11 protein-coding genes are annotated in these 14,076 nt (G+C 71.1%); all 11 read right to left on the bottom strand.

What is annotated here, in order from left to right; all coding sequences use genetic code 11:
- Nucleotides 1-5: 5 nt before the first annotated feature.
- Nucleotides 6-986, bottom strand: coding sequence for a formimidoylglutamase (gene hutG / locus ACWDU4_RS15800; protein WP_450114849.1), 981 nt, complete (start codon nucleotides 984-986; stop codon nucleotides 6-8).
- Nucleotides 987-1,016: 30 nt separating this feature from the next.
- Complete coding sequence (gene hutI / locus ACWDU4_RS15805; protein ID WP_450114850.1) at nucleotides 1,017-2,195, bottom strand: imidazolonepropionase; 1,179 nt, start codon at nucleotides 2,193-2,195, stop codon at nucleotides 1,017-1,019.
- Nucleotides 2,196-2,237: 42 nt separating this feature from the next.
- A complete protein-coding gene (locus tag ACWDU4_RS15810; RefSeq protein WP_450114851.1) occupies nucleotides 2,238-3,677 on the bottom strand; it encodes a purine-cytosine permease family protein in 1,440 nt (479 codons plus the stop codon).
- Nucleotides 3,678-3,839: 162 nt separating this feature from the next.
- Nucleotides 3,840-5,204: an FAD-binding oxidoreductase gene (locus tag ACWDU4_RS15815; protein ID WP_450114852.1), complete on the bottom strand. Its 1,365-nt coding sequence runs from the start codon at nucleotides 5,202-5,204 to the stop codon at nucleotides 3,840-3,842.
- A 17-nt stretch (nucleotides 5,205-5,221) separates the two neighbouring features.
- Complete coding sequence (locus tag ACWDU4_RS15820) at nucleotides 5,222-6,307, bottom strand: histidinol-phosphate transaminase (protein WP_450114853.1); 1,086 nt, start codon at nucleotides 6,305-6,307, stop codon at nucleotides 5,222-5,224.
- Nucleotides 6,304-7,863 (bottom strand): histidine ammonia-lyase, encoded by a 1,560-nt coding sequence (hutH, locus tag ACWDU4_RS15825; protein WP_450114854.1) that lies wholly within the window; start codon nucleotides 7,861-7,863, stop codon nucleotides 6,304-6,306. Before hutH ends, ACWDU4_RS15820 begins: the two co-directional genes overlap by 4 nt.
- Nucleotides 7,864-7,974: 111 nt before the next feature.
- Nucleotides 7,975-8,775: an IclR family transcriptional regulator gene (locus tag ACWDU4_RS15830; protein ID WP_450114855.1), complete on the bottom strand. Its 801-nt coding sequence runs from the start codon at nucleotides 8,773-8,775 to the stop codon at nucleotides 7,975-7,977.
- Between the two features lie 106 nt (nucleotides 8,776-8,881).
- On the bottom strand, nucleotides 8,882-9,547 hold the full coding sequence (locus tag ACWDU4_RS15835; RefSeq protein ID WP_450114856.1) for an IclR family transcriptional regulator: 666 nt from the start codon (nucleotides 9,545-9,547) through the stop codon (nucleotides 8,882-8,884).
- 64 nt (nucleotides 9,548-9,611) lie between these two features.
- A complete protein-coding gene (locus ACWDU4_RS15840; RefSeq protein ID WP_450114857.1) occupies nucleotides 9,612-10,754 on the bottom strand; it encodes a CaiB/BaiF CoA transferase family protein in 1,143 nt (380 codons plus the stop codon).
- A 36-nt stretch (nucleotides 10,755-10,790) separates the two neighbouring features.
- Nucleotides 10,791-11,954, bottom strand: a complete 1,164-nt coding sequence (locus ACWDU4_RS15845) for an acyl-CoA dehydrogenase family protein (protein ID WP_450114858.1) — start codon at nucleotides 11,952-11,954, stop codon at nucleotides 10,791-10,793.
- Nucleotides 11,955-12,278: 324 nt separating this feature from the next.
- Nucleotides 12,279-13,955 carry a urocanate hydratase gene (gene hutU, locus ACWDU4_RS15850; RefSeq protein ID WP_450114859.1) on the bottom strand — a complete coding sequence of 559 codons (1,677 nt, stop codon included), beginning with the start codon at nucleotides 13,953-13,955 and terminating at the stop codon, nucleotides 12,279-12,281.
- Nucleotides 13,956-14,076 lie beyond the last annotated feature (121 nt).

The following is a 14,076-nucleotide window of genomic DNA, read 5'->3' on the forward strand; positions in this document are numbered from 1 at the left end:
TCGGATCAGGCCACCGGGACGTGCCCGGTGACGATGCGGTGGATCAGCCGCGCCGCGGTCTTGGCGGTGTGGTTGTCCACGTCCAGGCCGGGGTTGAGTTCGGCGACGTCGACGACGGCCAGCTTGCCGCTCGCGGCCACCCGGTCGCAGACCCGCTGGATCGTCTCGATCGGCACGCCGTACGCGGCGGGGGCGCTGACGCCGGGCGCGACGGCCGCAGGCAGGACGTCCAGGTCGATCGTCAGGTACACGATGTCGACGTCGCCGAGGAAGTCGTCGACGAACGCGTCCACCTCGTCGCGGTCGGCCGGTCCGCAGCGTTCGTCGAGGAGGTGGCGAACCCCGAACCGCTCGGCCGTGTCGAACAGGGCGGTGGTGTTGCTCGGCTGGCTGATGCCGAGCACGTCGTAGCGGAAGCCGATGCCCGCGGCCTGCTCGGCCTCGGCCATCTGCCGGAACGGGGTCCCGGAACTGGGCACGGGGTCGCCACGCAGGTCGAAGTGGGCGTCCAGGTTCAGGACGCCGAGGCGCGGCCGGTCCCGCCGCAGCTGCGCGGACGCGACACCCAGGTAGGTGCCGAACGCGACCTCGTGACCGCCGCCGAGGACCACCGGCAGTCGCCCGGCGTCGAGGCCGGCGGTGACGGCGCGGCCGAGCGCGGCCTGCCCGCCCTCGAGATCCTCCCCGGTGACCGCTACGGTGCCCGCATCCGCCAGCGGAAGCGGGGCGGCCAGCGCCATCGAACCGAGCGCGGCGCGCAGTGCGTCGGGACCGGCGGCGGCGCCGCGGCGGCCCTTGTTGCGGCGCACACCCTCGTCGCTGGCGAACCCGATCAGCACCGCTCCGGAGCCCGGCTCGGCGACGTAGGGGGCGATGGCCTGATGCCACCGCAGGTGCTCATCGGTGGTGCCGTCGGTGCGCCCGGTCCAGGGCACGGGGGCGATGTCGACCTCGATCTCGAGGGTGGTGGGGAGCTGATCGGTCATGACTGGTCCTCCGGCGGGTGCGCGTGCGGTCTAGGCGGTGACGAGCTCGCCGCCGGCGAACACCTCGCGGACCAGCGGAACTCCCGGCCGGTAGGCGAGGTGCAGGTAGGACGGGGCGTCGAGCGCGATCGCGTCGGCGCGGGCGCCGATCCGCAGGCTGCCGACGTCCTCGCGGCGCAGCGCCTTCGCGCCGCCCGCGGTGGCCGCCCACACCGCCTCGGCGGGGGTCATGTGCATGTCGCGGACCGCGATGGCGATGCAGAACGGCAGGCTGGTGGTGTAGCAGGTGCCGGGGTTGCAGTCGGCGCCGAGCGCCACGGTGACGCCGGCGTCGATCAGCGCGCGGGCGCCGGGGTACTGGTTGCGGGTGGAGAAATCCGCGCCGGGGAGCAAGGTCGCGACGGTGTCGCTGCCCGCGAGCGCGTCGATGTCGGCGCCGGTGACGTAGGTGACGTGGTCCACCGAGGCCGCGCCCATCTCGACGGCCAGCTGGACGCCGGGGCCCTCGCCGAGCTGGTTGCCGTGCACGCGGGGGATCAGGCCGTGCGCGACACCGGCGGTGAGGACGGCGCGTGACTGCTCGAGGGTGAACGCGCCGCGCTCGCAGAACACGTCGATCCACTTCGCGTACGGGGCGCACGCCGGGATCATCTCGTCGACAGCCATCGTCACGTACTCGTCGCCGCGGCCCGCGTACTCGGGCGGCGGGACGTGCGCGGCCAGCAGCGTGACCTCGTCGGTGAACCGGCCCGCGACCTGCACGCTGCGCAGCTCGTCCCGGGTGCTCTGGCCGTAGCCGCTCTTGATCTCGACGGTGGTGCTGCCCGAGCGCCGCGACTCGTCGAGCAGGCGCCGCACGTTCGCGGCGAGCTGCTCGTCGGTCGCGGCCCGGGTGGCCTCGATGGTGGTGCGGATGCCGCCGGCGGCGTACTTCTCGCCGGACATGCGGGCCGCGAACTCCTCGGCCCGCTCACCGGCGAACACCAGGTGGGAGTGGCTCTCGACGAATCCGGGCAGCACGGCCCGGCCGCCGAGGTCGTACCCGGTGTCGGCGGCCGGGGCGTCCGCGGAGTCACCGACCCAGGCCACCACCCCGTCCTCGAAGACGACCGCGGCGTCCCGGCGCACTCCGAGCATCCCGTCACCGAGGGTGGGGTCGTTGGTGACGAGGGTGCCGATGTTGGTCAGTGCGGTGGTCCGGGTGGACACGGTGTCTCCTTCTCGAACGAGGCGGGGTGGTGGTGGGTCGGATCAGACCCGGGAGTCGACCATGTTGGTGTGGGCCGGGTAGATCATCTCCGCCGGCGGGTTGGCGGTCCGCTTGGCGACGGGGTAGTAGATCGCGGCGGTGAACACGATGCCGACGATCCAGGAGATGTCCGCGCCGCCGAGCATGTCGGTGATCGGGCCGGTGTACATCTTCTGCGCGAGGAACGGGATCTGCGCGATCACGCCGACGAAGTAGACGACCAGGGCCGGGACGTTCCAGGCGCCGTAGCGGCCGTTCGCGTCGTACAGCGCCGGGATGTCGATGCGTTCCTTCGAGATCAGGTAGTAGTCGATCAGGTTGATCGCGCTCCACGGGGTGAACACCATCAGCAGCACCAGGACGAAGTTCTTGAAGTTGTCCAGGAAGTCGGCGCTGGCCATGATCGCGATCAGCATCGAGACGATCGTGAACCCGAGGATGTACGCGGAGCGGGCCTTGGTGGAGATCTGCGAGCGGCCGTCGAACGCGGTGACGGTGGTCAGGATCGACATGAAGCCGCCGTACGCGTTCAGGACGTTGACGGTGAGCTTGCCGACGACGATGACCAGGTAGATCAGGAACGCGATGACCGCGGGTCCCGCGAGCTCACCCATGAAGCCGACCTGGTTGCCGAGGAACGCGTCACCCGCGACGGCGGCGGTGAGGGCACCGAAGGTCATCGACCACTGCGAACCGACGACGCTGCCGAGGAAGGTGGACCAGAACGTCGTGCTCTCCTTGGTTCCGCGGGGCAGGTACCGGGAGTAGTCCGCGACGTACGGGCCGAACGTGAGCTGCCAGCCTGCGCCGAGCGAGATCGCGAGCAGGAACGTCACGATGTCGAAGCCCTTGATGCCGACGAACGCGGCGACGTCGTATTCGATGAACAGGCGGATCGCGAGGTAGGTGAAGCCGATGACGCCGACGACGGTGGCGACCCGGCCGACCGCGTGGATCAGCTTGTAGCCGGTGACCGCGACGAACGCGGTGAGCAGGCCGAAGATCACGATGCCGACGGCCTGGTTGTCGATGCCGAGGACCTTGTTGACGGCCTGACCGGCGAGGACGGTGCCGGTGGCGGCGAATCCGAGGTACATCAGGATGACCAGGACCAGCGGCACGACGGCGCCCTTGACGCCGAACTGGGCGCGGCTGGAGATCATCTGCGGCAGACCCATGCGGGGGCCCTGGGCGGAGTGCAGCGCCATCACGGCGCCGCCGAACACGTTGCCGATCAGCAGGCCGATGATGGCCCACAGTGCGTCGGCGCCGAAGACGACGGCCAGTGCGCCGTCGACGACGGCGGTGATCTGCATGTTCGCGCCGAACCACAGCGTGAACTGGCTCCGGGGGGTGCCGTGCCGTTCGTCGTCGGGGACGACGTCGATGGTGCGGCGTTCGGGGGTGAGGAGGATCTCGGAGGAGGATCCGTCGTGCGTCATAGGCCTGTCTTTCTGGGGTGACTCCGCCGGCCGGCGGTGTCGACTACGGGGTGATGCCCACCTTCTTCTCGCTTGTGCGGTGAATCACTTGGCGACGGGGAATGTATATGCCTGTATAGACAGGTCTGTCAACAGGGGGAGGCCCGCTCGGTTCGAGCGAACTCAGAAGCCCTTGCCCGGATTCATGATGCCCAGCGGGTCGAATGCCGCCTTCACCGCCTGATGGATCGCCATACCGTCTTCGCCGACCTCGAGGGCCAGCCACCGTCTCTTGAGGGTACCGACCCCGTGCTCGCCGGTGAGGGTGCCGCCCAGCTCCAGCGCGCGGCGGAACACCGCGTCGGCCGCCGCCCACACCTCGTCCGGTACCGACCCGTCGGGGCGCCGGTCGAAGACGAAGGTCGGGTGGGTGTTGCCGTCGCCCGCGTGCGCGACGGTCATCACCGTCACGCCGTGCTCGGACGCGATCCGCTCGATGCTCGCCAGCATCTCCGCCAGCTGTGAGCGTGGCACGCCCACGTCCTCGACCAGGCACTGCCCCAGTCGCTCGGACGCGGGATAGGCAAGGCGCCGCACCTCCAGCAGCTGTGCGGACTCCGCCGGGTCCTGGGAGACGGCGACGAAATCGGCTCCGGCGCTGGTGAACTCGCGCTCCATCGCCGACGCCGCGGCCTCGGCGTCGGGACCGTCGGCCTGTGCGATGAGCATCGCCTCCGTGTCGTCCTCGAGGCCGATGTTGCGCCAGTCGTCGATGGCGCGCAGGGTCGCGCGGTCGATGAGTTCGAGCAGGCTCGGCCCGATCCCGGCCCGGACGATCGCCGCGACCGCGTCGGCGGCGGCCGTCAGCGAGCCGAAGCTGCCCGCCACCGTGACCGGTGGCCGGGACGGTCGCGGCCGCAGTCGGACCGTCGCACCGGTCACGATGCCCAGCGTGCCCTCGGATCCGACCATCAACCCGGTCAGGTCGTAGCCCGCCACGCCCTTGACGGTGCGGCGCCCGGTGCGCAGCACCCGCCCGTCGGCCAGCACCACCTCGAGGCCGAGCACCGAGTCGCGGGTGACGCCGTACTTGACGCACCGCAGCCCGCCCGCGTTGGTGGCGACGTTTCCGCCGATCGTGCAGATCTCGTGGCTGCTCGGGTCGGGCGCGTACATCAGCCCGTACTCGGCTGCCGCGCGGTCGAGGTCGGCGTTGACCACGCCGGCCTGCACCACGGCCAACTGGTCCGCGGGGTTCAGTTCGGTGATCGCCCGCATCGGCGCGGTGCTGACGACCAGGCAGCCGTCGACCGCGGTCGCGCCACCGGACAGGCCGCTGCCCGCGCCGCGCGGAACCACCGGAACCCGATGTGCGGTGGCCCATTTCATAGCCGACACCACGTCCTCGGTGCAGTCCGCGAGCAGGACGGCCAGCGGCGTACCCGGCTCCGCCAGGTGCGCCTCGTCGCGTCGGTAGGCGTCGGCCACGTCGGGGTCGGTGATCAGGCGGCTCGACCGCAGCTCGCGGGCGAGGGCGTCGAGGGGCATCGGTGCTCCTTGGTGGTTCACGGGGCGGTCAGGGTGTCGGCGGCGGCCAGGACCGCGTCCTCCGCGGCGCGTTCACCGACGGTGACCCGGACCCCCTCGCCGGGAAAGGCGCGAACGGACACGCCCTGTGCGACGCACGCGGCTTCGAACGCGGCGGCTCCGTCGCCCAACGGTATCCAGACGAAGTTCGCGCCGCTCCGCGGGGTCTCGAGGCCGCGGGCGGCGAGCCCGGCGCGCAGGTGCTCGCGGCCCGCCCGCGCGGTCGCCACGACCCGCTCGGTGTGGTCGGGATCGGTCAGTGCCGCACACGCCGCCGCCTCCGCGACCGCGCCGAGGCCGAACGGCGGCGCCGCCGCATGCAGGTGCGCGACGAGTTCGGGGTCGCCGATCAGGTAGCCCGCCCGCAGTCCGGCGAGACCGTATGCCTTGGAGAAGGTGCGCAGTACAACGAGATTCGGATGGTCGGGCAGCAGCGCGACCCCGTCGGTGTCGTCGTTCCCGGTGGCGAACTCCCGATAGGCCTCGTCGAGCAACACCAGCACGTGGCGGGGAACCGCGTCGAGCAGTCTCCGCAGCTCGGCCCCGGACAGTTCGGTCCCGGTCGGATTGTTGGGGTTGCACACCAGCACCGCGCGGGTACGCGGGGTCAGCGCGGCGATCATCGCGTCCACGTCGTGCCGGTGGTCGGTGTCGAGTGGCACCGGAACCGCGGTGGCGCCTGCGATCCCGACCAGGATCGGGTACGCCTCGTAGCTGCGCCACGCGTGCACCACCTCGGTGCCCGGCCCGGTGAAGGCGGTGAGCACCTGCTGCAGCAGCGCAAGCGAGCCCGCGCCGACGTGCAGCGCCTCGGTCGGGACCGCCAGTCGCGCCGCCAGCGCGGCCACCAGGTCGTCGCCGAACAGCGACGGATAGCGGTGGCCGTTCGCGCCGGCGCGGGTGATCGCCTCCACGACAGCGGGAGCGGGCGCGATCGGCGACTCGTTGCTCGACGCCCGCCACCGGATCGTCGCGGAGCCGTTGGCCCGGGAGTACCGGGGCAGCGCCTCGATCGCGGGGCGCGGGGTGGGCATCTGCGCCGTGCGGAGGGTGGGGACGGTCACCGCAGTTCCCCGACGGCGTCCTCGGCGGCGGCGACGAGCGCGCCGGAGGCGGCGAGTTCGACGGCCCGTTCGATCTCCGGTGACAGGTGGCGGTCGGTGCCGGGGCCGGGGACGGCGGTCCGCAGCGCGTGCAGCACGGCGCCGGTGCCGGCTCCGGGCTGCAGCGGGGCGCGAAGATCGATTCCGCGTGCGGCGGCGAGGATTTCGACGGACAGCACCCGGGTCAGGCCGTCGATCGAGCGGCGCAGCTTGCGGGCGGCCGACCAGCCCATCGACACGTGGTCCTCCTGCATCGCGGAGGACGGGATCGAGTCGACGCTCGCCGGGGCGGCGAGCCGCTTGAGTTCGGAGACGATCGCGGCCTGCGTGTACTGGGCGATCATCAGGCCGCTGTCGACGCCGGGGTCGTCGGCGAGGAACGGGGGCAGCCCGTGGCTGCGGGCGACGTCGAGGAAGCGGTCGGTGCGCCGTTCGCTGATGCTCGCGACGTCGGCCGCGGCGATGGCGAGGAAGTCGAGGACGTAGGCCACGGGGGCGCCGTGGAAGTTGCCGTTGGACTCGACCCGGCCGTCCAGGGCGACGACCGGGTTGTCGATCGCGGAGGCCAGTTCGCGCAGTGCGACGGTGCGGGCGTGCTCGACGGTGTCGCGGGCGGCGCCTGCGACCTGCGGGGCGCAGCGCAGCGAGTAGGCGTCCTGCACCCGGGTGTCCTCGGGTCCGGCGTGGCTGGCCACGATCGGGGAGCCGGCGAGCAGTCGGGCCATGTTCGCCGCGGCGGCAGCCTGGCCGGGGTGCGGACGCAGGGCCTGCAGGTCGGCGGCGAACACGCGGTCGGTGCCGAGCAGGCCCTCGACGCTCATCGCCGCGGCCACGTCCGCCAGTTTGAGGAGGTGGTCGAGGTCGGTGATCGCCAGCGCCAGCTGGCCGAGCATGCCGTCGGTCCCGTTGATCAGCGCCAGTCCCTCCTTCTCGGCGAGGACGACCGGCTCGATCCCGTGTTCGGCGAGGGCGTCGGCCGCCGGAAGCAGCCGGCCGTCCGCGGTCCGGACGGTGCCCTCGCCGGTCACCGCGAGCGCGACGTGGGCGAGCGGGGCGAGGTCGCCGGAGCAGCCGAGGCTGCCGTATTCGTGGACCACCGGGGTGATCCCGGCCGTCAGCAGGTCCGCGTAGACCTGGGCGACCGCCGGCCGGACGCCGGTGCGGCCGGTCGCGAGGGTGGACAGCCGCAGCAGCATCAGTGCCCGCACCACCTCCCGTTCCACCTCCGGGCCGGAACCGGCGGCGTGTGAGCGGATCAGGCTGCGCTGCAACTGGGTTCGCAGGTTCGGCGCGATGTGCCGGGTGGCGAGGGCGCCGAATCCCGTCGAGACCCCGTACACCGGGACGGGGCTGGCGGCGAGTGCCTCGATGTGGGCGCGGGAGGCCGCCATCTCGATGAGCGACTCCGCGCTCAGGTGGACGCCGTGGCCGTGGCGGGCGACGTCGACGACGTCCTGGATCGAGACGGGGCCGATACCGACCTCGATGACGGGGGCGGTGGGATTGGTGGGGGTCACGAAGGCTCCAGAGTTCGGAGGAGAGGCGACGACGTCGCGATGTCTACAATACGAGACTTTAGTCTCGAATACGAGACTAAAGCAAGAGTGTCCGTGGTCGAGCGGCGTAGTTCAGCCGGCGTGTTCGGTGCGCAGATCGGGATCGAGCATGCGGTCGCCCAGGCTGGCGGAGAAGTCGGCGGCGGTCGCGACCACCCGCTCGGCGATCTGCTCGGCTTCGGCCTCGGTGCGGGAGCCGGTCAGGTAGGCGACACCCAGCGCGGCGACCGGACGGCCCTCGAACGTCACGACCGGGCCCGCCACGCAGGTCACCCCGGAGGTAGTGGAATCGCGTTCGACCGAGTACCCGCGTTCGCGGTCGGCGCGCAGCACCGTCCTTAGTTCGGTGAGGGAGGTCGGTCCGGCTCCGGTCCGGGTCGGCCACGAGTAGCCGTCGTAGAGCGCGCTCAGCTGCTCGGGATCGAGCCGGGCCAGCACGGCCCGCCCGACCGCGGTCAGGTGCGCAGGCAGGCGGGTGCCGATCTCGGTCACCAGGCGCACTCCCGGCTTGAGCGGCTCGCGCTTGTCCAGGTAGATGGAGTCGGTGCCCTGCAGCACCGCCAGGTGGGACGTCTCGTCCACGGCCTGGGTGAGCGCGACCAGGTACCGCTGTCCCTCCCGGTGCAGCGGCCCGGACCGCATGTACGACGCGCCCACCTCGAACGCGGACACCCCGAGTGTCCAGGCGCGCTGGTCCGGCCAGTAGGAGACGAACCGGCGGTCCCGCATGACGTTGAGCAGGTGGTGGGTGGTGCTCTTCGGCAGATCGAGTTCGGCCGCGATTTCCGTCGCCGCCATCGGCGCCCCGCGCCGGGCCAGCAGGTCGAGCACGTCGAGCACACGCTCGGCGGACTTCACGCGACTGCTCGACATGTACCGCCCTCTTTCGTTCCTCACCGGTGACGCCGCCATTGTCTCGAATACGAGACAGCGTCACCAAGTCGGCCGCCCGCGGCCTCGGTGCAGGCCGAGTCGGCCGTCAGAACTCCTCTGTGCGGCCCAACTGCGCCGACAGCTCGGCGCAGCGCGCGACCAGGACCTGGCCGTGCCGGGCGCACGTGGCGTCGTCGAGGCGGTATGTCGGGCCGACCACGCTCAATGCCCCGACGATCCGGCCGATCGCGTCGTAGATCGGTGCCGCGACCCCGGTGGAGTGGTCCTCGATGGTGTCGTGGGCGATGGCGTATCCGTCGGCGCCGACCTCGCCGAGCAGTGCGGCGCCGACCGCGGTTCCGACCAACGGCACCGTCTGCCCGACCCAGCCCATGTGCCGGATGGCATGCGTCCCCTCGACCTGCCCCAGGTACAGGGCGGTCCCGCGGGGCCCGGGAGCCGACAGGTACGTCGACTCCCGGGTTGTCTCCGCGATCTCGGTCATGGCCGCCCGGGCCCGCAGCAGCAGCTGGTTGTCGGCGAGCGCCCGCGCCCCGATCTGCAGCAGCCGCGGACCCGGCCGGTACACGTTGTCCTCGCCGCGCACCACGAACTCGGTCTGCTCGAGGCTGCGGATCAGTCGCAGCGCCGTGCTGGGTGCGAGGTCCGTGGCCTTCGCGGCGTCGGCGAGCGTCAGCCCACCCCGCTCGGTGATCGCGCCGAGCAGCTCGAAGGTCCGACTCGCGCTGCGAGTCACGTCGCCGGGGGCCATCTGCGGTTCACTCCCAGTGCCGAGGATTTTTTCAGGGCCGGTGGTTGACGGGCCCGGGCCGAATCTAGTCGAGCCGGGACAGCACCTCGTCGTGGTGTTCGTCGAGCAGCGGGCTGCGGCGTGCCGGCGGCCGGGTGCTGTCGCCGAACACCACCGGCTGACGGACGTACGAGATCGCGCCTGCGGTGGGGTGCTCGACGGTCTCCACGACGCCGCGGTGGCGGGCCTGATCGGATCCGAGGGCCTGCTCGACCGTCCACACCTCGGAGCTCGCCAGCCCGGCCTCACCGAGGATCGCGGTGATCTCGGCGACCGTGCGTCCGGTCGCCCACGCCTCGATCTCCTTGCGCAGCGCCGGCTCGTTCTCGGTGCGGGTGGTGTCGTCGGTGAACCGCGGGTCGCTCAGCAGTTCCTCGCGGCCGATCAGCCGGGCCAGCTTCTCGAAGCCGCCCTGGCTGGCGACCGCGAGGACGAACAGGCCGTCGTCGGCGCGGTAGGTGTCGAACGGCGTCGAGACCGGGTGCCGGTTGCCGACCCGGGCCGGGGTGACGCCGGTGGCCTGCAGCTGGCTGTGCGCGGTCGGCAGCATCGCGAGCATGCTGTCGAACATGGCGACGTCCAGGTGCTGGCCCTGTCCGGTGGTGCGGGCCGCCAGCAGCGCGGTGCTGATGCCCCACGCCGCGAACAGGCCGGCGACCAGGTCGCCGAACGACTCGCCGAGCCGGGTCGGGCCCGACTCCTCCGTGCCGGTGATGCTCATGATTCCGGACAGCGCCTGCACGACGAGGTCGTAGGCGGCGGCGCCGGACATCGGGCCCTCCTGGCCGAAACCGGAGATCGACGCGTAGACGATGCGCGGGTTGCGGGCCCGGGCCGCCTCGTAGTCGATGCCGAGCCGGGTGGTGACGCCGGGACGGAAGTTCTCGACGACGACGTCGGCGCCCTCGATCAACTGCAGCAACGCCTCCCGATCCGCCGGATCCTTCAGGTCCAGCGCGACGGACCGCTTGCCGCGGTTGAGCACGTTGAAGTAGATGCTCTCGCCGTCGCGGAACGGTCCGAGGTGGCGGGAGTCCTCGCCGGCCTTGGACTCGATCTTGATCACGTCGGCGCCGGCGTCGGCGAGCAGGGCCGTGCAGTACGGTCCGGCGAGCACCCGGGACAGGTCGACGACGCGGATGCCGTCGAGCGGGGGAAGAGCGGTCATGATCTTGTCTCCCAGTGGTTCTCGGTACTCGGGTTCTCAGTACTCGGTGGACCGGATCGACGGGGCGTTGCCCGCGATGGTCAGCAGCTGGATCTGCGAGGTGCCCTCGAAGATCCGCAGGATGCGGCAGTCGCGGTAGAGGCGCTCGATTTCCGACTCGCGCATGAAGCCGGCACCGCCGTGGATCTGGACGACGTTGTCGACGATCGAGAAGCATGCCTCGGTGGCGACGTACTTCGAGATCGACGCGGCGCGGCGCAGGTCGCCGCCGGCGTCCTTGACGTCGGAGGCCCAGTCGGCGGTCGTGCGGGACGAGACCAGCTTGGCGTCGCACTCGCCGAGCAGCAGCTGGATCGCCTGGAAGTCGGCGATCGGCTGCCCGAACTGCTTGCGCTCGGAGGAGTACTCGCGGCCGAGTTCCCAAGCGCGCAGTGCGATTCCGTTGGCCATCGCGGCGACGTCGATGCGGGCGCGGTTGAGGGCGGTGAGCGCGATGTTGCCGCCGCGGCCCTCGGTGCCGATCACCGCGTCGTGCGGCAGCACCACGTCGTCGAGGTAGACGGTGTACGTGGGAGCCGAGCGGATGCCCATCTTGTCCTGCGGCTCGCTGTAGGTGATGCCGGGCGTGCCCTTGGGGACGATGAACGCGGAGATGCCCCTGAACCCGGCGGCCGGGTCGGTCTTGGCGAACAGCACCACGACGTCGGCCTCGCGGGCGTTGGAGATGAAGGTCTTCGAGCCGGACAGGTGCCAGCCGTCGTCCTCGCGGCGGGCGACGGTGCGCATCGAGCCGATGTCGGAGCCGGCGTCGGGCTCGGTGAGCGCGAAGCCCGCAAGCAGCTCGCCGGAGGAGAGCTTGGGCAGCCAGTGCCGCTTCTGCTCGTCGGAGCCGCCGACCAGGATCGGCTCGAGGCCCAGGTAGTGCGCGGTGTAGATCGAGGCAAGGGCGGCGTCCGCGCGGGAGACCTCCTCGATCGCGACGAGCTGGGCGCGGGTCGACAGGCCGAGGCCGCCGAACTCCTCGGGGACGGAGATGCCCATCAGGTCCTGCTCGCCGAGGCGGCGGATCAGGTCGGCGGGGAACGCTTTGGTCTCGTCACGCTCGGCCGCTCCCGGCAGGATCTCCGCGTTCGCGAAGGCGCGGACGGTGCTGCGGAATTCGGACAGGTCGAGGTCGGTGTCGAGGGTCTGAGCGGTCACGGGAACTCCTGGGGGCGGGTCGGCGGCGGGGCGGCCGGCCGGGATGATCTCTGAGAAATTTCATCTAGTGAAATTCGATTGCCACTAGATGGCATGAAGTGACTATGGCGGAGAACCGGAGATTTGTCCAGGGGTGCCCCCGAGGCGCTCCGCGCAGAACAAACCGAGCGGCGGCACGCAGGGGGATGACTGCGTACCGCCGCTCGGCGGGGAGGTCTCCGGTGGGGTGGGGGACCGGAGACCGGCCTCACGCGCGCCGTGCGCGAGGAGACTGCGATATTCGGTTGTCACGCCGAGCGGACCCGGCGTCGATCACGCCGTGGCTCAGGCGTTTTCCTGCATCGGGATGCGCACGCCCCGCTCACGGGCGGTCTCGATGGCGTGGTCGTAGCCGGCGTCCGCGTGGCGGATGACGCCCATGCCGGGGTCGTTCGTCAGCACGGCCTCGATCTTCTTCGCGGCCAGCTCGGTGCCGTCGGCGATGCACACCTGACCGGCGTGGATCGAGCGGCCCATGCCGACGCCACCACCGTGGTGGATCGAGACCCAGGATGCGCCGGACGCGGTGTTGACGAGGGCGTTGAGCAGCGGCCAGTCGGCGATCGCGTCGGAGCCGTCCTTCATGGACTCGGTCTCGCGGTACGGGGAGGCGACGGAGCCCGAGTCGAGGTGGTCACGGCCGATGGCGATCGGCGCGGACAGCTCGCCGCTGGCGACCATCTCGTTGAACTTCAGGCCGGCCTTGTGGCGCTCGCCGTAGCCGAGCCAGCAGATGCGGGCGGGCAGGCCCTCGAAGGCGACCTTCTCGCCTGCCATCTCGATCCAGCGCTTGAGGTGCTCGTTCTCCGGGAACAGCTCGAGGATCGCCTTGTCGGTCGCGGCGATGTCCTTGGGGTCGCCCGACAGCGCGGCCCAGCGGAACGGGCCGAGGCCCTCCTCGAAGAGCGGGCGGATGTAGGCCGGGACGAAGCCGGGGAACTCGAAGGCGCGGTCGTAGCCGGCCTTGCGGGCCTCGTCGCGGATGGAGTTGCCGTAGTCGAAGACCTCGGCGCCCTTGTCCATGAAGCCGACCATGGCCTCGACGTGCGCGGCCATCGCCTTGCGGGAATCCTCGGTGAACTTCTCCGGATCCTTCGCGGCCAGTTCCTTCATGTCGGCGATGTCGACGCCGATCGGCAGGTAGGACAGCGGATCGTGCGCCGACGTCTGGTCGGTGACGATGTCGATCGGGGCATCCATCGCCAGCAGGGCCGGGAAGATCTCGGCGGCGTTGCCGACCAGGCCGATGGACAGCGGCTTGCGGGCGTCGCGGGCCTCGGTCGCCAGCTGCAGGGCGTGCTCGATGCTGTCGGCCTTGGTGTCGAGGTACTTGTGGGCGATCCGGCGGTCGATGCGGGTGACGTCGCAGTCGACGCAGATCGCGACGCCCTCGTTCATGGTGACGGCCAGCGGCTGCGCGCCGCCCATGCCGCCCATGCCCGCGGTCAGGGTGATGGTGCCGGCCAGGGTGCCGTCGAAACGCTTGCGGGCGATGGCGCCGAAGGTCTCGTAGGTGCCCTGGAGGATGCCCTGGGTGCCGATGTAGATCCAGGACCCGGCGGTCATCTGGCCGTACATCATCAGGCCCTCGGCCTCGAGCTTGCGGAACTGCTCCCAGTTGGCCCAGTCGCCGACGAGGTTGGAGTTCGCGAGCAGCACGCGCGGCGCCCACTCGTTCGTGCGGAAGACGCCGACCGGCTTGCCGGACTGCACCAGCATGGTCTCGTCGCTCTTGAGCGTCTTGAGGGTGGCGACCATGGCGTCGAACGCGGCCCAGCTGCGGGCGGCGCGACCGGTGCCGCCGTAGACGACCAGGTTGTCGGGGTGCTCGGCGACCTCGGGGTCGAGGTTGTTCATGAGCATGCGCAGCGCGCCCTCCTGCTGCCACCCGAGGGTGTTCAGCTCGGAGCCGCGCGGAGCGCTGACCGGGCGGGCCTCGTGGCCGGGGGAGGTGATGTCCATCGGTACTCCTTGACGTCAAGGGTGAGCTCGCGAGCCCTGGTGGTTCGGTTCGGGGCGACGCCGTTGTCGCTGGAGAATCCGTGCCGCAGGGTGGTTGTGCGCTGGCTCACGCTCTGCAACT

It is taken from the genome of Rhodococcus sp. NPDC003348, from assembly GCF_053589375.1.

Excerpts from the sequence above, each read along its gene's own strand:
- ACWDU4_RS15815 (WP_450114852.1), bottom strand. The coding sequence starts at position 5,204 with ATGCCCCTCGACGCCCTCGCCCGCGAGCTGCGGTCGAGCCGCCTGATC.
- ACWDU4_RS15830 (WP_450114855.1), bottom strand. The coding sequence starts at position 8,775 with ATGTCGAGCAGTCGCGTGAAGTCCGCCGAGCGTGTGCTCGACGTGCTC.
- hutU (WP_450114859.1), bottom strand. The coding sequence starts at position 13,955 with ATGGACATCACCTCCCCCGGCCACGAGGCCCGCCCGGTCAGCGCTCCG.
- ACWDU4_RS15840 (WP_450114857.1), bottom strand. The coding sequence starts at position 10,754 with ATGACCGCTCTTCCCCCGCTCGACGGCATCCGCGTCGTCGACCTGTCC.
- ACWDU4_RS15810 (WP_450114851.1), bottom strand. The coding sequence starts at position 3,677 with ATGACGCACGACGGATCCTCCTCCGAGATCCTCCTCACCCCCGAACGC.
- hutG (WP_450114849.1), bottom strand. The coding sequence starts at position 986 with ATGACCGATCAGCTCCCCACCACCCTCGAGATCGAGGTCGACATCGCC.
- ACWDU4_RS15835 (WP_450114856.1), bottom strand. The coding sequence starts at position 9,547 with ATGGCCCCCGGCGACGTGACTCGCAGCGCGAGTCGGACCTTCGAGCTG.